The 23,672-nt window shown below is 40.2% G+C and carries 18 protein-coding genes; 6 read left to right on the top strand and 12 right to left on the bottom strand.

All coding sequences use genetic code 11. The features are described from left to right. Positions 1 to 60: 60 nt before the first annotated feature. A complete protein-coding gene (locus LVD17_RS16030) occupies positions 61 to 1,326 on the top strand; it encodes a competence/damage-inducible protein A (protein ID WP_233760023.1) in 1,266 nt (421 codons plus the stop codon). A 55-nt stretch (positions 1,327 to 1,381) separates the two neighbouring features. Further along, a complete protein-coding gene (locus tag LVD17_RS16025) occupies positions 1,382 to 2,692 on the top strand; it encodes a dihydrolipoamide acetyltransferase family protein (RefSeq protein ID WP_233760022.1) in 1,311 nt (436 codons plus the stop codon). Positions 2,693 to 2,768: 76 nt separating this feature from the next. Here LVD17_RS16025 and LVD17_RS16020 read toward each other — a convergent pair whose 3' ends face one another. Together LVD17_RS16020 and LVD17_RS16015 are read right to left on the bottom strand one after the other, a co-directional pair. Further along, the gene (locus tag LVD17_RS16020) at positions 2,769 to 3,122 is read right to left on the bottom strand and encodes an arsenate reductase family protein (RefSeq protein WP_233760021.1); all 354 of its coding nucleotides are present in this window, start codon (positions 3,120 to 3,122) and stop codon (positions 2,769 to 2,771) included. 28 nt (positions 3,123 to 3,150) lie between these two features. Beyond that, positions 3,151 to 5,565: a penicillin acylase family protein gene (locus LVD17_RS16015; protein WP_233760020.1), complete on the bottom strand. Its 2,415-nt coding sequence runs from the start codon at positions 5,563 to 5,565 to the stop codon at positions 3,151 to 3,153. Positions 5,566 to 5,677: 112 nt separating this feature from the next. Here LVD17_RS16015 and LVD17_RS16010 point away from each other — a divergent pair, with 112 nt between their 5' ends. From LVD17_RS16010 to LVD17_RS16000, 3 genes are all read left to right on the top strand, one after another. Next, complete coding sequence (locus tag LVD17_RS16010; RefSeq protein WP_233760019.1) at positions 5,678 to 6,301, top strand: AAA family ATPase; 624 nt, start codon at positions 5,678 to 5,680, stop codon at positions 6,299 to 6,301. A 2-nt stretch (positions 6,302 to 6,303) separates the two neighbouring features. Continuing rightward, positions 6,304 to 6,687 (top strand): hypothetical protein, encoded by a 384-nt coding sequence (locus LVD17_RS16005; RefSeq protein ID WP_233760018.1) that lies wholly within the window; start codon positions 6,304 to 6,306, stop codon positions 6,685 to 6,687. A gap of 133 nt (positions 6,688 to 6,820) precedes the next feature. Further along, a complete protein-coding gene (locus LVD17_RS16000; protein ID WP_233760017.1) occupies positions 6,821 to 7,963 on the top strand; it encodes a cystathionine gamma-synthase in 1,143 nt (380 codons plus the stop codon). Between the two features lie 171 nt (positions 7,964 to 8,134). Here the strand turns inward: LVD17_RS16000 and LVD17_RS15995 are convergent, their stop codons facing one another. The 7 genes from LVD17_RS15995 to lepA form a co-directional block, all read right to left on the bottom strand. After that, positions 8,135 to 9,580, bottom strand: coding sequence for a BT_2262 family domain-containing protein (locus LVD17_RS15995; protein ID WP_233760016.1), 1,446 nt, complete (start codon positions 9,578 to 9,580; stop codon positions 8,135 to 8,137). Between the two features lie 31 nt (positions 9,581 to 9,611). Then, complete coding sequence (locus tag LVD17_RS15990) at positions 9,612 to 10,547, bottom strand: hypothetical protein (protein ID WP_233760015.1); 936 nt, start codon at positions 10,545 to 10,547, stop codon at positions 9,612 to 9,614. A 20-nt stretch (positions 10,548 to 10,567) separates the two neighbouring features. Beyond that, positions 10,568 to 12,202, bottom strand: a complete 1,635-nt coding sequence (locus tag LVD17_RS15985; protein ID WP_233760014.1) for a SusD/RagB family nutrient-binding outer membrane lipoprotein — start codon at positions 12,200 to 12,202, stop codon at positions 10,568 to 10,570. Positions 12,203 to 12,213: 11 nt separating this feature from the next. Beyond that, positions 12,214 to 15,435: a SusC/RagA family TonB-linked outer membrane protein gene (locus LVD17_RS15980; RefSeq protein WP_233760013.1), complete on the bottom strand. Its 3,222-nt coding sequence runs from the start codon at positions 15,433 to 15,435 to the stop codon at positions 12,214 to 12,216. 158 nt (positions 15,436 to 15,593) lie between these two features. Beyond that, positions 15,594 to 17,504: an OmpA family protein gene (locus LVD17_RS15975; RefSeq protein WP_233760012.1), complete on the bottom strand. Its 1,911-nt coding sequence runs from the start codon at positions 17,502 to 17,504 to the stop codon at positions 15,594 to 15,596. Positions 17,505 to 17,568: 64 nt separating this feature from the next. Beyond that, on the bottom strand, positions 17,569 to 18,459 hold the full coding sequence (locus LVD17_RS15970) for a bifunctional 5,10-methylenetetrahydrofolate dehydrogenase/5,10-methenyltetrahydrofolate cyclohydrolase (RefSeq protein ID WP_233760011.1): 891 nt from the start codon (positions 18,457 to 18,459) through the stop codon (positions 17,569 to 17,571). Between the two features lie 6 nt (positions 18,460 to 18,465). Continuing rightward, on the bottom strand, positions 18,466 to 20,250 hold the full coding sequence (gene lepA / locus LVD17_RS15965) for a translation elongation factor 4 (RefSeq protein WP_233760010.1): 1,785 nt from the start codon (positions 20,248 to 20,250) through the stop codon (positions 18,466 to 18,468). Positions 20,251 to 20,496: 246 nt separating this feature from the next. Here lepA and LVD17_RS15960 point away from each other — a divergent pair, with 246 nt between their 5' ends. Continuing rightward, positions 20,497 to 21,030, top strand: coding sequence for a DUF4924 family protein (locus LVD17_RS15960; protein ID WP_233760009.1), 534 nt, complete (start codon positions 20,497 to 20,499; stop codon positions 21,028 to 21,030). Between the two features lie 29 nt (positions 21,031 to 21,059). Here LVD17_RS15960 and LVD17_RS15955 read toward each other — a convergent pair whose 3' ends face one another. The 3 genes from LVD17_RS15955 to LVD17_RS15945 are packed head-to-tail and all read right to left on the bottom strand — an operon-like array spanning position 21,060 to position 23,499. Further along, positions 21,060 to 22,343: an amidohydrolase family protein gene (locus LVD17_RS15955; RefSeq protein WP_233760008.1), complete on the bottom strand. Its 1,284-nt coding sequence runs from the start codon at positions 22,341 to 22,343 to the stop codon at positions 21,060 to 21,062. Positions 22,344 to 22,392: 49 nt separating this feature from the next. Beyond that, complete coding sequence (locus LVD17_RS15950; RefSeq protein ID WP_233760007.1) at positions 22,393 to 23,085, bottom strand: class I SAM-dependent methyltransferase; 693 nt, start codon at positions 23,083 to 23,085, stop codon at positions 22,393 to 22,395. Positions 23,086 to 23,091: 6 nt separating this feature from the next. After that, positions 23,092 to 23,499 carry a tellurite resistance TerB family protein gene (locus LVD17_RS15945; protein ID WP_233760006.1) on the bottom strand — a complete coding sequence of 136 codons (408 nt, stop codon included), beginning with the start codon at positions 23,497 to 23,499 and terminating at the stop codon, positions 23,092 to 23,094. Between the last annotated feature and the right edge of the window lie 173 nt (positions 23,500 to 23,672).

Genomic DNA, 23,672 nt, shown 5'->3' with positions numbered 1-23,672 from the left:
CTCCATGACTCATTTTACTTACTTTAGCAAACAAATACGTAAATACCCGTTAAACACTTTATGAGCAAATCGAAGGCTGAAATACTGACTATAGGAGATGAGATACTTTATGGCCAACTGCAGGACACAAATTCGCAATGGATGAGTGCAGAACTTGATAAAGTTGGGATAAAAACTATTCGGAAGAGTACAGTAGGTGATTCAAGAGAAGACATTTTGGTCGCATTTAAAGAGGCCGAGGAGCGTGCCGATATCATACTGATCACAGGTGGTCTTGGCCCTACAAATGACGATCTTACGAAACCTTGCCTGGCAGAGTATTTTGGTTGCGAAATAACTATGAACGAAGCGGCGCTTCAGGAGGTCTCTAATCTTTTTGCAAGCAAAGGGCTTGAATTAACGGAGGTCAACCGCTTACAAGCTGCACTACCTGTATGCTGCGATATGGTAAGCAATAAACTCGGCACCGCACCGGGAATGTGGTTTGAAAGAAATGGAAAAGTTTTCGTTTCTATGCCTGGTGTACCTCATGAAATGAAGAAAATGATGATTGACACAGTTATTCCTCAGCTTCAACAAATCTTTCAAACGGATGTAATATTCCATAAAATAATCAAAACCATCGGAATTGGGGAATCGTGGCTAGCCGAAATGATCAGGGACTGGGAAAACAATCTGCCTGATCATATTAAGCTGGCATACCTGCCCAGCATGGGACAGGTAAAGCTCCGGCTCACTGCAGTTGGGGATAATCTTGACGAATTAAAAAGTCAGGTTGATCGATTAATTGGTGATTTACGACAGTATGCCGGTAAATACATATACGGCTATGACAGTGACCAGATAGAAGAGGTCGTGGGCAGACTGCTTTTGGAACAAAATAAAACGATTGCTTTGGCAGAAAGCTGTACCGGAGGCTATGTATCTCACAAAATTACTAGCATCTCCGGCAGTTCTAAATATTATCAAGGCTCTGTCATCCCCTATCACAACAGTTTAAAAATTGATATTTTAGGGGTAAGTGAGCAGACATTACTGGACCATGGTGCAGTAAGTGAGCAGACCGTATATGAAATGGCTAACCTGGTAAGAAAAAAGTTTAATGCAGACATCGGTGTTGCTACAAGTGGAATAGCAGGCCCTGATGGTGGCACGCCTGAGAAACCGGTCGGTACTGTTTGGATTGCTTATGCCGACGGAGAACAAACAATTACCCGTAAATTGCAGTTATGGAAAGACAGGGAAATCAATATACAGGCTACTGCTGTAGCTTTATTAAACCTTATCAGGATAAGTTTATCGAAATCGATTGAGATAAAGCAGTAAAATTCTAAATTTGCGGTTAATTTTAAGGACGGAAAGTCGAAACCTAACAAGATAAATGGCACTAGTAGAACTAATTATGCCCAAAATGGGCGAAAGTATTATGGAAGCCACCGTGCTCACATGGTTAAAGCAAGAAGGTGATACCATAGAGCAGGATGAATCTGTACTTGAAGTAGCTACAGACAAGGTAGATACCGAAGTACCCTCAACTCACGCCGGTGTGCTTAAAGAAATTTTAGCTAAGGATGGCGATGTAATTGAAGTTGGTAAACCTATTGCCATTATTTCAACTGACGGTGATGAGGCATCCACCTCGGGAACACCCACTACCAAGGAGGAGAAACCAAAACAGGCAAAACCAGAACCGGTTACCGCGGAATCTCACTCTTCAAATGGTGCTGTAAAGCTGGCCGAACCCGTTTCCGATAGATTTTATTCACCACTTGTTAAAAACATTGCAAAAGAAGAGGGTATCTCTTTGACCGAACTTGACAGAGTCCCCGGCTCCGGTAAGGAAGGAAGAGTTACGAAAAATGACATTCTTGCTTACGTCAAAACAAGGGGGTCTGAACCTGCACAAACGCAATCCCAGTCTCAACCTACAACAGAAACTACTACTTCAAGGCCTCCGCAAAAAGTTAGCGTCTCCATTAGTGCCGGCGATGAGATCATTGAAATGGATCGTATGCGTAAAATGATCGCGGAAAGAATGGTAGACTCCAAACGCATATCACCTCACGTTACTTCTTTTGTTGAGGCCGATGTAACCAATATTGTATTCTGGAGAAACAGAAAGAAAAACGAATTCAAACAAAGAGAAGGTGATAACCTTACCTTTACTCCGATATTTATCGAAGCGGTTGCCAAGGCGATCAAAGATTACCCGATGATCAATGTTCAGGTTGATGGAGATCGCATTATAAAGAAAAGGGATATCAATATAGGTATGGCGGTGGCTCTGCCTTCAGGAAACCTGATTGTACCGGTAATTAGAAATGCTGATCAGTATAATATTACAGGTCTCGCCAAGAAAGTAAATGATCTTGCCAGAAGGGCCCGTGAAAACAAGCTTACTCCGGATGAGCTATCTGGCGGCACTTTCACTATTTCAAATGTAGGTTCTTTTGGGAATGTGATGGGCACACCAATCATTATGCAACCTCAGGTGGGCATAATGGCATTAGGTGCAATTGTTAAAAAACCAGCTGTTATAGAAACTCCAAATGGAGATGCTATAGCAATAAGGCATAAAATGTTCTTATCTCACAGCTATGATCACCGCGTAGTTGACGGCTCCCTTGGTGGTATGCTGGTAAGACGGGTGGCAGATTATCTTGAGCGATTTGATATGGATACCAGCATCTAAGCTGATAACTTAACTCAATTCCAAAAATAAAACGGCTGATTCATTGAGATCGAGCCGTTTTTTATTTCCATTCATTTCATTTCAGACCTGCCTTAATCGCTTCCACATTCTTTTTTGAATTGCCAATAAAAATTTCATCGCCAATAACAAAAACAGGTCGTTTCAGAAATGTGTATTCATCCAGAATATATTGTTTATAGTCATCTTCACTCAAACTCATCTCCTTCAAATTAAGCTCTTTATACTTTCTTGCTACCCGGCTAAACAATGACTCATAAGAACCAGCAAGGGATTTCATATCTTCCAGTTGAGCGGCCGTAATTTTTTCGTGTTTTATATCCTGATACTCAAATTCATCACCTATACCCAGCTCCTTTATTATTCGCTTGCATGTGTCACATGTAGACAGGAAGTAAACTTTTTTTGTCATTAGTTTTAATTGATTTGATTCTGTTTTATTATTTCTTAGGCCTCAAGACCAGGACTGTTGAGTTGGCCTTTATTTTTTCTTCTGATAAATAGAGTGGTCTCCACTTACCCTCAATATACATTTGTGCCTGATCGTTATAATGGTTGCTGAAAGGTACGCCTGATTGTCCTGTCGGAAGTATACTCTCGCTGTTATCAATATCAGAAAAATCAATTATTCGTCTTGTAGAAGGACCGAAACTGGTATTAAACAATTTCTCCTCATTATAGGGAAACCCCAGGTTGTTTACGACCATTTCTGATCCGCCAAGATGGTAGGGACCAACATTGAATACCGACCTTAAAAGCTTAACTGCCCCCAAAGGATGGGTATGCTCCAGCGTATGAACCTGCCCCCAGGTCCAGCTATCTGGCTTAGCACCGAATCGTCCTGAAAGATAATTTATAGTTTCTTTAAAGGCAGCTGTTATAATATCTTTTCTGTCCTCTATCTCATCTTCGGTAAAGGCATCATCCCACCATGGAGAATGCACCGACGAAATAAAGACAGGAATGCTTCTTTTCATCAGGTAAGTTGACATAAAAGAGGTAAATAACTTATCCCCGCGATCCCCAAAATTTTTCTTTAAATTATCCTTCATCGCCAATTCGTAGATATTAATAACCCACGGATAAAATATGGCGGCTCCGAGAGTTTCCTTATCATGATATCCATTCCATGCGGAAAACTGCTCCAGTGCTTCTCTTTCCGTTTCGCTGAGATCAGATTGGATCAACTCGCTTACCAGGAGCTCTTTCAGCGACTGTATCCCCATATATTTAGAGTCCATAAATAAAGCCTTCAATTCACTTCTGGACATTCTTCTTTCACTCTCCAGCACTTCTACTATTCTGGCGGCACGGGTATCTGGCAGATAATAGCCGGGGTACAATACCGTTCTGCCCTTGATATTCATTACTGATTGATTATTAGCACTATACACATAGCCCCATGATGGGTTCTCTGCCTGAGGATTCGCCTCAAAACTATAATAGCCCAGAGGATCATCCTTTCCCGTGGCTCCGTCAAGAATAGTTTTTGAGTTTACATGGGCAGGACGTTTGGGTAACTTCCCGACTGCCCACCAGGCTATATTGCCTTTGGCATCTCCATACATCAAATTGAGTCCCGGTGCGTGAATCTTTGAGCCCGCGGCACGCATATCATTTATATTTTTGGCTATTGCCATTTCATGAGCTGCATCCAACAGGTGATTAGGAAACTGATAATAGACCCACCACATGGCAATCGGTTCATCCTTGGAAACACCATCTACTACGTCATTGATTACAGGACCATGCCTCGTGCTTCTTACTTCAATTTCCACATCGGCCGAGTCCTTTATGGATATGTACTCCTTACGTACTTCAAAATCCTCCCAATGATCTATGACCCAATACTGGCTACTTTTTTCTTTATTTACCCGTTCGCGGTAAAAATCCATGTCGTCATTTTCAAACATAGTTAAACCATTGGCGACAAGGTCATTATGTATAAGAAAGGCAAAAGGCACGCCTGCAATGTGATAACCAAAATAATTAACATCTGGTGTTGAAAGGTGAGCTTCGTACCATACTGCCGGTTGCGAAAAACCTATATGTGGATCATTGCTGAGCACCACCCTTCCTGTTTCTGATTTTTCAGGAGAAAGCACCCAACTATTACTCCCTATGAATGGCATTAAAGGCATTTGATTCAACACATCATTTACATGTTCTGCTATGGCTATGTAATCAGAACCTCGTGAATAGCTTTTTATTTTTTCAGAGCTGACAGTGGGATCAAGATCAAAGGCTTTAAGGTATGATGTCCCCATGCCCGCAAATTCTGTAACTACAGGGTCTGTCTTCTGGGCATTGGCAAAACTGAAAGACATATAACCAGTGATATTATAGATGTCTTCCAGTGTAAATGGTATCTTATCGATACCCAAAAGCGTGAATTCTACCGGCGTTTTTCCTTCTATAAGAAACTCATTAACGCCTTCAAGGTACGCTTCGGCAAGGGGTAGTATCCTGGCTTTTCTTTCTCTAAGCTCGGCAACATTTTTCTTTGAATACTCATGGATCCCAACCGTACGAAAGAATTTATCTGTTTCAAGCAATTTTTTACCAAAAATCTCGGCTAACCGCCCGGAAGCTATTCTCCTCATTAACTCCATTTGCCAAAGCCTGTCCTGAGCATGTACATAGCCCAGAGCTCTATAAGCATCCAGATTATTGCGTGCGTAAATATGTGGCGTTCCATAAGTATCAAAATGAACCCTAACTGTTTTTTCCAACCCCTCAAACTCATACTCTCCCTGATACTCCGGTTTTTGATAATTAACATAAAACAAAAGAAAAACCGCAATAAGAACTGCTATGGTGGCGAGTACGCCAAAAATATATTTTATTACTTTCATAATACTCGATTAAGAGCCACCAATATACAAATTTCCACAAACCGGCCGCAACCTGACCGCTATTAAGAATGTTGATTTGTTTTTGATAGACGCTATGTATATTTTTATCGTGATGACAAAAGTAATATCATTTATCAGTCGAAAAGGGGGCACAGGTAAAACCACCAATGCTATCAATTTATCCACAATGCTCCATAGTCTTGGCCACCGAATAGCACTTGTAGAAACGGACACAAATTACACTTTGAACACCTTGCGTAAAATGGAAGTCTACAAAGCTGGTGCAAAAGAAAAATCACTATTTGAGCTTATGGGTTCTGAGGATGACAGGATCGCCGAAGAAATCGAAAGCTTGCAGTCCAGGAACGACTTTGACTATATTGTAGTAGATAGTGCAGGAAAGCCAACCGATCAGGGTATTAAAAAGCTTTGCCTGGTAAGTGACGCTGTGATAGTGCCTACAAGCCTAACTCAAAATGACCTTTTGGTAACCTACCAGACTGTGGCTGACCTCTCTCCAGCAAAAGAGCTAAACAAGGAACTAAAGATAATGGTACTCCCCAACCGGATACACAGCCTTACAAAGCATAAGACCATACAAGAAGCTATGAGCAATCTGGATGCCCTCATATTAGAAACGGCTGTTCCTCAAAAGAACCTTTTTGTCAATTTTAGCACAATTTTGGCAGAAAAAGAGTACCTTGAAATAGCTAAGGCAATTATAAAAGAACTATAAAAATGGCTAAGAGAAAAAACCCTTTGAAGGACATCGACGCTTTTCTCAAACAGGAGTCCACTTCCTTTGTCGATCCGAAAAAAATAAGTCCGAAAAAAGAAAAAATACAGTCTGACTCTGAGGATGCTACATCTCTTACCGTCGAAGATGCTTCAAAGGCAAAAAAGGAACAAATATCAAAAGAAGATATCATCGCGGAACTTCATACTCTGGCTAATAAAGAAGGAGACGCATTCAGGGGTGAATTTTATAACATTATTCGTGAGACACTGGAAGGTCTGGGTTATTCTACCGCCGAAGACAAAATGCTCATCAATACAATTCTCTACATTAATGACAAAGCCAATTGGAAAGAGAACATAAAGAGCTATTGGCAAAACAAATAATCATCTTCATTCTCATTTCTACAATTCCGAAAATTTAATCGGGATAGGAATTGCAAGTGCTATTAATCCTCTATTTTAGCAGATCAATTCACGTTTTTAACGTTAATCTAAGAAACCTAAAATCAATATTTATATGAAATTTGGAACCAAAGCCATACATGCTGGAGTTGAGCCGGATCCTACAACAGGTGCCATTATGACACCAGTCTATCAAACCTCCACTTATGTTCAATCCTCTCCCGGTGCTCACAAAGGCTATGAGTATTCTAGAACACAAAACCCAACACGCGATGCTTTGCAAAAAAGCCTGGCAGAGTTGGAAAACGGAAAATACGGCTTATGTTTTTCCTCCGGTTTGGCTGCCATTGATGCTGTTATAAAATTATTAAACCCGGGTGATGAGGTAGTGGCTGCCAATGACCTCTATGGAGGAACCTATAGGCTATTCACAAAAATATTCTCAAAGTACGGTATCAAATTCCACTTTGTAGGAATGGAGAATATCGGTGACATTGAGAAGCATATCAACACCAATACAAAGCTGATCTGGCTGGAGACTCCCACCAACCCGATGATGAATATAATCGATATCAAAGGAGCAGCGGAGATAGCAAAAAAACATAACATACTGCTGGCTGTTGACAATACGTTTGCTACGCCTTACCTGCAAAACCCGCTGGACTTTGGGGCAGACATTATCATGCACTCTGTTACAAAGTACCTGGGTGGTCATTCAGATGTGGTAATGGGTGCACTTGTAGTTAAAGATCAGAAGTTAAATGACGACCTTGCCTTTATCCAGAATAGCAGCGGAGCAACCCCGGGACCACAAGACTGCTTTCTCGTACTGAGAGGTATAAAAACCTTACACTTAAGGATGCAAAGGCATTCGGAAAATGGTCGTAAGATCGCGGAATTCCTTAAAGACCATCCACGTGTAGATAAGCTTTACTGGCCAGGCCTGGAAAATCACCCTAACCATCAGATTGCAAAAGAACAGATGCGTGATTTTGGAGGAATGATCTCTTTCACACTAAAAGGAGACAGTAAAGATGAGGCATTTAAAATTCTTGAAAGCTTCCATTATTTTTCCCTTGCGGAATCGTTAGGCGGCGTAGAGTCTCTTGTTAACCACCCTGCCTCCATGACGCATGCCAGCATTCCAAGAGAGGAAAGAATCAAAATCGGGTTATTGGATTCGTTAATCAGGTTAAGTGTAGGTATTGAAGATGCTGAGGATCTGATTTCTGATCTTAAAGCAGCCCTGGAAAAATAGCATATAGAACTCCCTGGTTTATATAAAAAGAATCAGGGAGTCTTTGTCATATCTCTGGTTTAAATAACCTTATTTAAACAATTACTTCCAATATTATCATACAGACTAAATAAAAGGTAAAAAGCCGCCTAAGTAATACTTAGGCGGCTTTTTATTTCGATCATAACTCTCTTATTGTGGTGTTAAAACAGTCGTAGCAACATCACCAAAAGAATTTTCCCAACTGTAAGTTATGACACCGGTGCCAGAATCATAAGAAGAGCCCGTATCAACAACAGTCGCATCAAAAGCATCAAGGAAAGTAACTAAAGTCAGTCCCTGCGCCTCAGTACAAAAGTTAATGGTTGCGGGTGTTTTGAAGGTATAATTATAGCATACACCATACCATTCTATATAAACCCCAGCAAAAGCATCGTCAATAGTATAGTTACCATTACCTGAAGCAGTTAATGTAACTGTTCCTGCAAAACCTGCTAAAGGATTATTAGCAGGACACCCATCAGTGGAAGAACCAGAACTTACTGCATCATATGTTCCTGAAATATTAGGAGCAGAACAGCCAATGATTGTAACCTGCACTCTTTTTTCGGTAGAATGGAAATCATTATCAGTAACAGTTACAACGATATCTACAACACCTCTTTTTGAATTAGGCGCCTCAAATGTAACTGGAATTGAAGATAACGTACCCTCAATTAAAGAGTCTAAAGCACTTTGCTCATAAGTTAGCTCTCCCAACTCATCGCCACTATCATCTTCCGTCGTTAATACTATGGATTCAATATCACATTCAGTGGTACTATTAACCTCTAAATTAAAATCAATTTCTCCTCCAAGAGTAGTTGCGAATTCATCTATATCGATAGTAAAGTCAGGTGCATCACAAATGTAATCAATTACTACTTCTTCAGTAACCTCGGTACTCCTATCTTGAAGCACATCTGTAACCCTCACAAGTACCTCAGCAACACCCACTTCTTCTTCAGGAGCGTAATACATTCCATTAATAGTAGCAGATTCTTGCCCCGCAGCATTTGCCAAATCTTCTTCAGATAGGGAAATAGTCCCTTTGTCTACAAAGGCTAAGACTTGACCAATTCCTGCTGGTGCGCTTGTGACAGTGATTGTCACACTGGTTGAATCATTATGAAGCACCGTATCCGCTCCCATGGTAACGGTAAAAGAAGGGGCATCAAACGCGTATTCCCCAACCAACGTGAATACCTCATCAAAACGTTTACTTGCATCTTTCCCCTTATTATCAAGCTGATCATCCCAAACAGAAACCGTAACTTCATATTCACCTATTGCATCGTAAGGAGCTGTATATGTAACCTCGACAGTACCTGCTGTTTGCCCTCTAAGGCTAGTAATATTACTAGTAAAGATAGACTCATCAGAGGGTCCGCTAACACTTATAGAATCTATACCAGCTGGCGCATCCGACACCACCAATGTGAATTTTACTGTTTCTCCTCCTGTTATTGTATCCGCACTTTGCGTTGCCGTAAGTGCAGGTGCATCAAGTAACCTTGGCGGGTTTGCATCTTCGTAGTCATCTACACAAGAAGCTAGCATAAGGATCAAACCCAGTGTGTATAAAAATAAATTCTTCATAATATATCTTTTAATGTATAAAATCACAACTTTAATCCTGAGGAGTATATGTTACATCTCCATAAATGTCATTAAAGCTATTATACCAATTCATGGTGATGACACCTGTAGTAGAGTTATAAGTTCCTCCACCATCATCAACAGCTCCACCAAACCCAAACGACCCTACAGGTTGCATAATAATAGCTCCGCAAATATCAAAGAAATCTGCAGGACCACCTTCAGTTGCCGTAATATCCGGTCTGCCCCACCAGCCAGCATCGTGGCTAGATACTCTATAGCGGAACGGTTCGGGTCCCACCCATGTGATTGTTACATCTTCTCTTGTACTAGTTGTTGGCAAGCCAAACGGAGGATTACCAGCTGAATTATAGGTTACTATTGAAGCTGTATAAACACCCTCAATTTCATCAACTGGAGACGGACATCCGGCGTATGCAGTAAATGTACTGGTAAAACTAGAAGTATTTGAAGAGTTAACTATGTTAGGAGTAACATTAAGATTACCATCCACAGTTTCACTCGGATAAACTATACCATTATCCAGAGTAGTAAAGTTGTTAAAAACAAAGGCATCACCACCTGCAATATCTGCTAAATCAATACCAAATGCCGTTGCCAAATCCTGAGAAGTAACAGATTCTCCTATTAATGCGCCATTGGCAGCATCAATATCAGCTTGCGTATAGGTTTTAACTACGGTTGTATCCACAGGAGTTCCTCCTGTACTATAAATAACCTGTAATTCTATAGTCCTCAAGTTCTTGCTCTCAGAAAATAGATCATAGGCTATTTTAGTATTATTTATATCTCCTATATTAATAAAAGAATTTTCCGGATCTACGTTGATCCTCACATTAGGACCTTCTCCAAAATCTTTGGGTATCCTAAGTGTGTCCTCATCCTCACAGGCTGTAAAAATGAAGGCAACAACTATTATGCATATATACTTATATAAATTCTTCATGTCTCTATTGTTAATATTAATTAATTATCCCAGAAAACTTTATCCAAAGCTATAATTCTTTGAGAAGGCGAATTGGGATTCAAAGCAAGATTGTCTGTATCATATGGAAAAGAAACAGGAAAATCCCTTGTTTGAACTGTAACAGATAAAGCATCAGTATTACCATTATGCAACCTGGGGAAACCTGTTCTTCTGTAATCAGCATACGACGTCAAAGAATTACCATAACTGGCTATCCACTTTTGGGTCATTATAACTTCCATTCCATCTCCTGAATCATATGAAGCCAACACTGCCCCTTTATAAGCGTCTCTGTCTGCATCAGAAATTGCAGGAGCTCCTGCAATGGCAGCATACTCATTTACTTTTGCAAATGAAGCATCTATGGCATCAGCCAAAAGGGTTCTAGCATCCTCTGAGGTTACTCCTGCTTCCGCTAATTCCGCTCTGATATAAAGAGTTTCATAATAGTTAAGCAAACGCTGCGGAATAGTTGGGTTTCCACTGACCTGCCCGTCTAATAAGGTTGAAGCATTAGATGCAATTCCACCCTCTCCATCATCATATCTGCCTCCTAGAGGATATAAACCTGCAATTGTTTGACTTCTTCCCTGATCAAACCCCTCGTTCGGGTCAATATTAAAAGAGTATGAATAAATGGATAAAAAAGAGGTCCCTGCATCAGAAGGACAGTAAGCACAAGGATTTTCCGCATCTCCATCGTCAGAACCTGAGGGCAATTGATTAAAGAAATAGTATGGTATTCTAGGATCTTGTACACCAAAATTTATACCTCCGTGTCCGAACGTATCCTGCCCTCTCATTATTTCAAAGAAATATGGATCTATATAGAAGAAAGACCCTCCAGCTGACCACTCTTGCACATAGCCAGGGTTTCTGTTTTCAGGAGCAAACGACGAACCGTAGTCCAATTCCAAATCATTACTTCCATCGTTTGCCAAGAAATTATCTGCTGTAATTAAGCTATTCACCTCTGTACTTACATCCTGTATCAATCGGACATTATTATACAACTTTAATTTCAAGCTATTAGCAACCTGAATCCAGTTCGTTGAAAATAAATCACCGTTAGGAGTTCCTCCTTTATTAATATTTGCAACTCCCTCATCTATCATGGGAAATAAAGCCGCATAAACAGAAGCACCATCATCATAAGCAGGAGCAATATTATCAGAACCTAAGTTAGCCTCTGAAAAAGGTATATCTCCCCACACATCAACCATAGTTGCAAGTATGTAAGCTTTTAATATTTGAGCCACACCTACATTTGCCCATCTTTCTTCCTCTGTACCTTGTTCAATAACAATATTTAGGTCTGTCAGAGCTCCAGCATATAAACTAGTCCATGAAATTACAATAGGGAAATCCCCTCCTGTTAAACCATAATCATTTATCGCTCCTCTTTGGACATAATGATGCATAACGGTTCCCGCATGACCACTGAGCCCATCTGTTCCATTTCCAAAGCATTCTGCCATGTTCACCTGAGCAGATGAAAGAAGCTGACTAACAGGAACACTTGTAGGGTTATTCGGATCCTCATTGATATCCAAAAAGTCTTTTTCACATCCCATCAATAACAATGCTGAAAGCAACACTGTCATTAATCTATATATATATATATGTTTTTTCATTAGAATTTTCTTTAAAAGGTTACGCTTAACTTAACTCCGTATCTTCTAGTTGAAGGTTGCGCTGTAAACTCAAACCCCTGAGCATTAGAGGCTCCGAATGTGCTAACTTCAGGGTCAAAGTTTGAAGCTTCAGGGAAATTAGGTGCATTAAACCAAAGATTTCTACCGGTAAAGCCTATAGATGCAGAACCAAAAGGTGTTTTACTTAATAAAGCCTTTGGAAACTGATAAGATAACGTTACTTCTCTTAATCTAATAACGGTAGCATCCCAGACGGAAAACTCTTCCAAACCATTAATTGCAAAGGTATTACCAAAATATAGTGAGTTAACTTCAATCATAGTTTGATTAGGGATTTTGTTGCCGCCTTCATCTCGTAATGGTTCTCCTGTTTGTGGATTTCCATATACACCAGGAATGATTTTGTTAACCTCCCTATCCTCAGTGTCTGCTGTTACACCTCTTCCCAGCATAGATAGATTTGTCACGGAATACAGATCTCCTCCTTGTCTCCAATCAATTACTGCAGATAAAGTAATTCCTTTCCATCTAAATGTATTAGTGAGTCCTACTATGAAATCAGGGTTTGGATTACCAATTATTCCGGGGGTTAAATCGCTTATCAATTGACCATTTGTAGGGTCAATTAATAAATTACCCTCATCATCACGTGCTGCTGTTGACCCTCTAAGCAAACCATACTCCTGACCAACTATATGAACAGCCTGAATAGAGCCGGTAAATGTATTTCTTAGTACAACTTCATCGGTACCTTCAGTTAGCTCTTCAACAACATTTCTATTATGAGTAAATGTACCATATATATTCCAGGTGAAGCCATTCTCTAAAGAAACAGGTGTAAGATCTAAACCTAATTCAATACCCTTATTACTCACTTTACCAATATTAGTATAGAATGAAGTAAAGCCAGTCTCAGACGGAATTGCCAATGGAACAATTTGGTCAACACTATTTCGCTCATATACTGAGACATCTATGCCAACCTTATTGTTTAATAATTGCATATTAAGACCCACTTCAACCTCTTGAGTGTTTTCAGGCTTTAACCCGGGATCCCTTGCAGTATTTGAAAGAGTTGCTCCAGCCGTTCCTATAAACGGCATTGCAGTTGCACCGGTAGCAGTGATACCATTTGCATTAGTTAAATAAACCGGTACTATTTGGTATGGATCTGTGTCCGATCCGACTTCGGCATATGAAGCCCTGATTTTAGCAAAATTTAAAATATTAGAATTGATATCAAGTGCATCGGTTATAAGAAAAGATAAACTTGCCGCAGGGTAGAAAAAGCTTCTGTTATCCTCAGGTAAAGTTGAACTCCAATCATTACGACCAGTCAAGTTCAAAAACACATAATCTTTGTAACCAAAGGTCACGTCACCAAAGACACCATATAGTCTTCTTTTTTCAAAATCTCCACCAAAAGGAACAACTGCATTAGTATTGTCGATATCATCTATATCAAATGCTACATAACCAGTTCCTTGAAAGGCTTGGGCATCAGTCACTCTTTGGTTAACATTGTGACCGACTAAACCTCTAAAACTAACATCTTCATTGATATCTTTTGTAACGGAAACGATCAGGTTAGACTCCACTTCCTGATACCTGACATCATAATCTAAAATCTGTCCAGAACCTCCTGCACCTCTAGACCCTGGTCTGAAGTATTCGCTTTGTCTTTGTGTATAACCGTTGAGACCAATTTTATAAGAAACATTCAACCAGTCTTTAATATCATAACCAATATTAAATGCAGCACCAAAGTTATCCGTATTTGAATCAATACCTGCATTTTCTACAGACCACAAGGGGTTATCCGCTTGAGAAGTAGCTATAAAAAATTGGCTAGAGTTATTTAGAGGGTTTTGGTATGGCTGTCCATGTAAATCCCAGTTTCGTCCTAAATAAAGAGTTCTACCAAAAGCAGATCCATTGCCAATGGCATTGTTGGCACCTCCCTGAAATGAATGTTGCACAGAATTGGTGTATCTTAAATTTGCACCAACATTAAAACCATTGTCTAATTGTGCCTGTCCACCAATACTAATACTGGTTCTGTCAAAGCTTGCTTCAGGAACAATACCATCATGATTAGTTCGTGACAATACTGCAGTCAGAGCAGCTTTTTCATTACCCGCAGAAATACTCACTGAGTTTTCAAAAAGACTTCCTGTTTGAAAGAAATCCTTAACATTATCAAGATAAGCACGATATGGAACATTTGTTCCCCACAATTCTTCAAATCCAATTACACCATTATACCAATGAGGAATACTATCCAGAGAAGCATAGGGTTTTGCTCCAATAAAAGGAGCGCCCCAAGAACCATTCACCTGGCTATAAGCAAAGTTTGTTCCTGTTCCATAGGTGTTTTGGTAATCTGGTAAGTTAGCAACTTTTTCTATTGCGTATGAAGTACTGTATGAAATTTCCAGCCCCTTTTTCGTGGCTGTTGCAGAACCTGACTTTGTTGTAATAACAACTACACCGTTAGCAGCTCTTGTACCATAAAGAGCTGCCGCTGCAGCACCTTTAAGTACGTTCATGGATTCAATATTATTAGGATCCAAATCCTGAATACGGCTGCCATAAGCACCACCGCCGGTAAGTTGGTTTGAACCAGCATTGGTATTATTATTCATTGGTATACCATCAACCACAAACAAGGGCTGGTTATTACCTAGCAGAGACGAGTTACCACGTATAGTAATTCTTGTGGCACTACCCGGAGCTCCACTTGACCCTGAAATATTAACACCAGCAACTTTACCTTGTAAGGCTCTTAATGGGTCTGGTTCGGAAACCTGCTGAACAGATTCTCCTTTGACGTTCTCAACGCCATAACCCAGTGCTTTGGCCTGTCTCTCAATACCAACAGCAGTAACAACAACTTCAGATAATTGCTTAACGTCCTGAGACATTTGCACATCAATTACTGAACGGGCACCCATTGCAATTTCCTCGGTTGCCAGACCAATAAAGGAGAACACCAATGTTCCCTCTCCCGAAGGGACCGAAAGTTTATAATTACCGTCGATATCGGTGACGGTACCCGTTGTTGTGCCTTTCAGCACAACGTTTACTCCGGGTAGTGCCGTGCCATCGTCGATGGACGTAACCTTACCGGATACGGTACGTTCTTGAGCCCACGATTCACTAAATGTGAATGCAAGCGTCAACATGAAACCAAGTAGTAAAAACTTCTTCATATTGTTTTGTTTAGGTTAAAATTTAAAATATATCACATCCAAACATAATATAAAATTTGGTTAGGGTAAAATATTTTATCAATATTTTACTGCAATTTGGAGTATAGACGACAGATTATTTTGCCGCAAAAAAATAGAATACCCCAAAATGGGGGAGTTTACCTTATAATACGAAACTCTATTCTTCTATTCATTTGTCTATGAAGGTCGGAATCATTAGGGAAGGCAGGTGTGGCTTGACCATATCCTTTATAGCTAAGACGTGCTTTGCTGATGTTTTTTTCAATTAAAAAATCGTAGACTGACTTTGCTCTTTTTAGTGAAAGATCAAGATTGTATTGGGCACTACCGGTATTGTCTGTATGTCCCCCTATCTCAATTCTGATGGAGGGATTTGTATTCAGAAAATTGATAAGTTTATTTAATTCTGTTTGGGATTTTGCTTTCAAAGCATAGCTATCCACATCAAAAAATATATTGTTAAGCACTGCTTTTGCACCTTCAGAGATAGGACTTAGATAAATATTCACCTCAACTGGCTTTAAATCCTCATTCAGTTGATATTCAAAAGACAAACTCTCGAATAAATAACCTGATTTGTTTACATATAGAGCATATTCAGAGCCCTCGGTGAGTACCATTAAATAATCTCCGGTAACTGAATCTGAATAAACAAATCCTTCTCTGGCTTCATTTCTAAGATCATAGAGCTCTATCCCTGCTTTCAAAGGCTTTTTGGTCACTGCATCAAAAACATGACCGGTAACATACGAAGTTCGGTATTTAACCCTGACATTTGATGGTACATTGAACTCATAAAGCTTACCTTTTTGATCCGGGTCATTGGTTATTTCATGAGAATAATATCCCCTCTCTCCATCAGAAGTTATATAAAGGGAAACCTGGTCAGCACTTGTATTAATAGGGTATCCGATATTCTTAGGCTCAGACCAGGTTTTATCAATTCGTTCTGCATAAAATATATCAAAACCACCAAACCCGGTCAATCCGTTGGAAGCGAAATACAGTGTTATGTTATTAGGATGAATAAAGGGAGAAACTTCATCATTCGGCGTATTTATAGAAGTCCCTAAATTAGCGGGACGCGACCATTGCTCTTTATCATCCAAATAAGACACCCATATGTCTCTGCCACCAACTCCGCCACCACGATTGGAAATAAAATATAGAGTACGCCCATCAGAGGACAATGAAGGCTGAGATTCCCAGGCCGATGAGTTTATATTCCCTCCCAGGTTAACAGGCACAGACCATTCGTCTCCAACCTTTTTACTTATGTATAAATCACAACTCCCATAGCCTTTTCTACCATAGCAAGATGTAAAAATAAGTACTCTGCCGTCGGCCGACAAGGTACAGGTTCCTTCATTCCATTCAGAATTAATGTTTTCTGACAAAGACTCCGGATGCATCCATCGACCATCCGCATTTTTACGGCTTATCACCAGATCTTCGTCATGATTCATGGTCGTTCCGAGACGGCGGGTGAAGATTACTGCTTTCTGATCAACCGTAACGACAGGAAAGTACTGCATGGGAAATGCGTTTACAGTATCACTGAGGGGACGTGGGTTAAACTCCGACGCCAGCTCCATATTATCAAGTGCAAATTGGGCATCGTTTTTAATTTTATTGGCATCAGCAAGTCTTCGACTATTGCGAGGATTGGCACTCAGGTACCTGTCTATATACTCTATTGACTTTTTATACTCGGCCTTTAGAAGATATAATTCCCCCAACTCAAATGCATTACCAGGCCCTGCTTTTTCACTCAAATTATCCGCTTTAAGTAATAGCTGCTCTGCTCTATCCAGCTCTCCTTTGGCTTTATAGATGATACCTAACCTAAAATAAGCTTCATGAAATTTATCATCCTTATCTATGGCTTGCTCCAATAGCTGAATGGCCATAGTGTACTGGCCTCTTACCCGGTAGTTGTCTGCCTGATAGTAATATTCGGCAGCTTTTTTTGACTTGGTGCTTAAGTTGGCTTGAGCGAATGCTAAAAAAGGAACTGTAGACAGCAGTAAAACGACAAATATTCTCATATCAGCTTTAAGATTCCTTAAACATATGAATCTGTAACGAGAAATACCAATAAGAAATTTCAGTCTAAGCTGAATGTGACGCTCTCTTTTTCGAAGCTTTTAAAGTGTTAAGTAACAAGGAAGCAATAGTCATGGGTCCTACTCCGCCCGGAACGGGGGTGATATAGCTCGCTTTGGGCGAAACTTCATCAAACTCGATATCTCCCTTTAGGTAGTAACCGCGCTCATTTTCTTCCGTTTCGATTCGGGTAATACCAACATCGACCACAACAACACCATCTTTGACCATATCACCTTTAATCAGCCCGGGCTTACCCGTGGCTACGATGAGGATATCGGCCTGGCGAGTGAACTCTTCCAGCTTTTGTGTATGGATATGACATACCGTTACCGTTGCATATTCATGGTAGGACATAATAATACTCATGGGGGCTCCTACTGTTCTGCTGTTTCCCACCATTACACAATGGCGTCCTTTAATTTCAATATTGTACCTTTTCAGAAGTTCAAGTATGCCATATGGTGTAGCTGGCATTAAACCCGGATTCTTGGAAGTAATCCTACCATAGTTAAGGTTTGTAAAACCATCAACATCTTTTTCGGGACGGATACACTCTGTTACCTTGGCCGATGAAATGTGGGCAGGAAGGGGAAGCTGAACTATTAAACCATCTATATCATCATCGTTATTTATGCGCTCTATTTCGGAAATTAGCTTGGTTTCACTAATGGTAGCCGGAAAGTTCAGGAGAGTATATTCAAAGCCTACTCTTGTGCAGGCCTTGATTTTATTATTTACATATGTCTGGCTGGCCCCATCATCACCCACAAGTATGGCTGCAAGGTGTGGCATTTTTCCTCCCACGGACACTATGGACTTGACTTCTGAGGCTATTTCATCTTTAATTTCGTTAGCTATTTTTTTACCATCAAGGATAGTGTAAGAATCTGCCATTTGTTATTAATCTAATTTAAGTACTGCCATAAACGCCTCTTGGGGTATTTCCACATTACCTACCTGGCGCATACGTTTTTTACCTTTTTTCTGTTTTTCCAAAAGTTTTCTCTTTCGGGTGATGTCACCTCCGTAACATTTGGCCAATACGTTCTTTCGCATGGCCTTCACAGTTTCCCTGGCTATAATTTTAGTACCAATAGAGGCCTGGACTGCAATTTCAAACATCTGCCGAGGTATTAGTTCTTTGAGCTTTTCACACAATCTTTTACCCCACTCGTATGCTTTATCTCTATGAACAATTGCTGACAGGGCATCTACTTTTTCACCATTAAGCATAATGTCCAGTTTAACCATTGTTGATTGCCTGAAACCTATAAGCTCATAATCCAGCGAGGCGTATCCTCTGGAAAGGGTCTTAAGCTTATCAAAGAAATCAAATACTATTTCGGAAAGTGGTAACTCAAAAGTAAGCTCTACCCTTTCAGCGGTGAGATATACCTGATTTTTTATAATACCCCTTTTCTCCATGCAGAGACCAATGATATTACCAATGAATTCGGACTTTGTGATGATCTGAGCTCGTATAAATGGTTCCTCAATGTGAGAAATGGTGTTTGGCTCCGGCATCTCGGAAGGTGCATTTATTTTTCTGATTGAGCCATCTGTCTTTACTGCATGAAATTGTACGGAAGGAACAGTGGTTATCACTGTCATATCAAACTCACGTTCAAGACGCTCCTGAACAATCTCCATATGTAACATTCCCAGGAAGCCACATCTAAAACCAAACCCAAGGGCAGCGGATGTCTCCGGCTCCCAGACCAGGGAAGCGTCATTGAGCTGTAGCTTTTCCATTGCAGCTCTTAACTCCTCAAACTCGCTGGTCTCGACAGGATATATACCGGCAAAAACCATCGGTTTAACGTTTTCAAAACCTTTAACGGCCTCGCATGGCTTATCCACATGGGTAATAGTATCCCCTACTTTGACCTCTTTAGCTACTTTGATACCCGAAATAATATATCCAACATTTCCGGCACTGACGGATTGTTTGGGCTGTTGCTTCAGTTTAAGCACACCAATCTCATCAGCCTCATAGGTTTTACCTGTGTGAACAAATTTAACCTTGTCTCCTTTATTAATGGTGCCGTCAAAAACCCTGAAATAAACCTCTATACCTCTGAAGGGGTTAAATACCGAATCAAAGATCATAGCCTTCAGCGGCTTATTAATATCCCCCTTTGGCGCGGGTATCCTCTTTACAACGGCCTCAAGTATTTCGCTGATACCAATTCCCTCCTTGGCACTTGCCCTGATTACATCTGAAGGGTCGCACCCGATAAGGTTCACAATCTCATCAGTAACCTCTTCGGGCATTGCACTGGGAAGGTCAATTTTATTAAGCACGGGTATGATCTCCAGGTCATGTTCGAGCGCAAGATAAAGATTTGAAATGGTCTGCGCTTCAATACCTTGTGCTGCATCAACAATTAGCAAGGCTCCTTCACAAGCAGCGATGGATCGTGATACCTCATAAGAAAAGTCCACGTGTCCCGGAGTATCTATCAGGTTAAGAATATAATCTTTCCCTTCAAATTTGTAATCCATTTGTATGGCATGACTCTTTATAGTTATACCACGTTCACGCTCCAGATCCATGTTATCCAATAACTGATCCTGCATATCTCGATCAGAAACTGTACCCGTGGACTGCAATAACCTATCTGCCAGTGTACTTTTACCGTGATCAATATGAGCTATAATGCAAAAATTCCGTATGTTATCCATCTGTTTACCCTCTCCTAAAAGATTCTTCTCCAATGCCTTTGATCTCAATCTCTACCTGTAACTGAGTTTTATAAAAATATTTGCCTAGCAGTCAGGCTGATAATTTTCATGAATTGCTCAAAAGAAAACAGCTCACTATATTACGTATATAGAGATTTTTAGCATGTGATTTTAAACTGCAAAATTAGATAATTATTACTACTTAATTAACATTGCAGAATACTAATTATTTATACTCTACTATACATGAATATTGCCGAAAATAAAAAAAGAAACAACATATCCGAATACATTATTCATATGTACCAGACGGAGGACCTGATCAGGGTGTATGACTTTGATATGGAGCAGATAAAAAAGTATGTAATAAAACATATACCAGGCGAGGAAGGTGAAAAAGAAGAGATCAGCAAATGGTATGAAGATATAATGGAAAAGATGAAAGTTGAGGGTATTGAGGAAAGGGGGCACCTGGATGAAGTGCAAAGTTATGTCACCCAGCTGTCCGGAATAATGAATGAACTTAAGGAATCGGATAAGAGCTTCCAGAAGATATATTCAGCTGCTAAACCTCATATAGAGGAAAGCATAAACTTTTCTAACGGATTCATTAAAGAGGAAGTACAAGCTTGTCTCAATGGCATTTATGGATTGCTATTAGCAAGGTTAAACGGGCGCCAAGTACCGGAAGAGGTTATGACAGGAATTAATACATTTGGAGATGTGCTTTCTTACCTGACCTACAAATACAAGCAGAAGAATTTCCTTAATGACAATTAATTCGTTTGTAAAGGATTTTTCTACAACACTTATTCGGACTTAAACACTTCGCCGCCTTTCATAACGAATATCACATTTTCCATGGTGTGAATATTGTCAAGCGGATTGTCATTGACAGCAACAATATCGGCTTTTTTACCCTCTTCTATTGATCCAAGGTCTTCGGCATTCAACATACTGGCTGCTACGCTTGTAGCTGATTTTATAGCTTCCATAGCCGGCATTCCGGCTTCGACCATATAGCCGAATTCCTTTCCATTTTCACCATGAGGAAATACGCCGGCATCAGTTCCGAATGCTATTCTAACGCCACGTTTGTATGCTTCTGCGAATGTCTTTTGTATCTGCGGACCAATGGCCAGTGCTTTTGGTACAACTACAGTAGGGTAATACCCCTCAATTTTAGCTTGTTCGGCAACAAATTTCCCAGCAGAAATGGTAGGTACATAGTACGTGCCTTTTTGTTTCATCAGATCCATAACTTCCGGGGTCATCATGGTTCCGTGCTCTATAGATGTTATGCCCGCCTCTACGGCCCGCTTCATCCCTTCGGCTCCATGAGCATGTGCTGCCGTGATCATTCCATATTCTCTGGCAGTCTCAACAATCGCCTTTAATTCATCCATTTTAAATTGAGGCCCTGAGCCGTCTTTGGCCACGCTCAATACTCCTCCGGTAGCTGTTATTTTAATAACATCAGCACCATTCTTATATTGCTGTCTTACTGCTTTTCTTGCTTCATCTTCTCCATTGATCACGCCCTGGCTTGGCCCCGGGTCTCCCATTAAGTCATGCTTATAACCATTTGTAGGATCGGCATGGCCTCCGGTAGTGGCTATTGACTTTCCTGCCGAGAATATTCTGGGTCCTTTAACTTTACCCGCATTGATTGCGTTTCTCAAGGCTGTATTTACGCCACTCCCTCCTAAATCTCTAACCGTAGTAAACCCTGCCATCAAAGTGCGGTTAGCGTATACGGTTGAGTTAAAAGCAATGTCTGCTTCGTTTAATGTAAATCTCTTAATGTAATTATCACGGCTTGTTTCCCCCTCAATATGAACATGCATATCCATTAATCCTGGAAGCACGGTTTTATTTTTCAAGTCAATGACCTTATCATTTTCAGCGGCCACGGTATATCCTTTTTCGACTTTCACAATTTTGTCTCCCTCTACAATAACTGTCATCTCTTTCATGACTTTGTCGCTTTTTCCATCTATCAATTGACCACAATGCACAAGTGTTTTTTGTGCAAAAAGATCCATTATCCCAACAATGAACAGGAAGCATGAGACCAAAAATATCTTTAGCATATGTTTTAAGGGTTGCGTGTTGTAGCCACCAATATAGGAATAAGATCTATTATGAAAAAACCTTAAGCACAGCAAGGTATTCATCTTCGTCTCCCTGATAAACAATCTGTGTATCAAAGCCAGCTTCTCCTGCGACACGGATTAACGTAGTTTGGTCCAGGTATAACCAGGGGAACCACTCTCCTTTCAGCCCTTTGTATTCGTACTGATATAGAACCTCTCCAAAATATGTATTGGAAGGCAGGTGTCCTTCGTACAAGTATGAAATATCGCTTGAGTCTATAATAATCTGACCTCCATCTGACAAAAGTGCACCTAGCTTACGCAAAAATCTCTTAAAGTTGTCCCTGGTTCCGGAAATTCCCGTTCCGTTCATCAGCAGAAGCAGCGTATCGTATGTGTTATTGGTTTGCCAGTGAAAAATATTCTGACAGAATACTTCATGAACACCTCTTTTGCGCATTATTTCACAAGCCTTTTCAGATGTTTCAATTGCTGCAACTTCCAGCTCCTGTTGCAAAATCAGGCTATGTACACCCACGCCGGCTCCAATATCAAGTATTTTACCACGGCATAAATGCAATGCATATTGCTCAAGATCAGTAAGGTCATCCTCGCTTCTGAAAAAAACCTCTACAGGCATCTCTTCCGGATCTCCGTAATTATTATTTAACAGCAGAGAAGAATTAATACCATTATGATAGTAGTCGGACAGTGCTTGTCCGTAAACATCCGAGTGCACCTTAAATTAATCAGTTAAGTATCTTTCAGCTCGCCGTTGAATATCCTCTTTAGTAATCTCCATTTCGGGGTCTACCAGTGTAGTTGAAACAAGATCAAAAAGAGCGTCCTCATCATAACCTAATTTTTTCAGCACTTTAAGGCAAAACTTCATTTCTTCCTTGTGCACCCGGCCATCTATTTTCATTACCAAAACCAGGTTAGCCATTAATTCTATCTTTTCTTTTTTCGACAAGTGCTCTAAAGAAGGGATAGTATCTTCAGCGGCTGTTTTGGCAATGATGGCGTCAATATCCTCAGGATCAACATTGCTGGATATTCCAATCTGACGGATAAGTTCAAGCTCTGCGTCATCGGTTTCTCCGTCAACCTTGGCTAGTTGTACGAGGATGTTCAAATGTGGATTATCCTCCATTTTTATTAATTTTTAAAATGAGACATTAAATATATTTGATTTTGCGCAAACCCAGCCCAACAGAGGGTGGTTTTATTATAAATTACGTATAATACGCAACAAAGACCAGCGGCACTCAATTATATATTTACTGCTCAGTATTTTTTATCTTGGCTAAAATTTTGGGTCAAGTG

This window comes from Fulvivirga ulvae (genome assembly GCF_021389975.1).
Lineage (GTDB): Bacteria > Bacteroidota > Bacteroidia > Cytophagales > Cyclobacteriaceae > Fulvivirga > Fulvivirga ulvae.
Note: the sequence above shows the minus strand (reverse complement) of the source record. Positions and strands in the feature narration are given on the sequence as shown.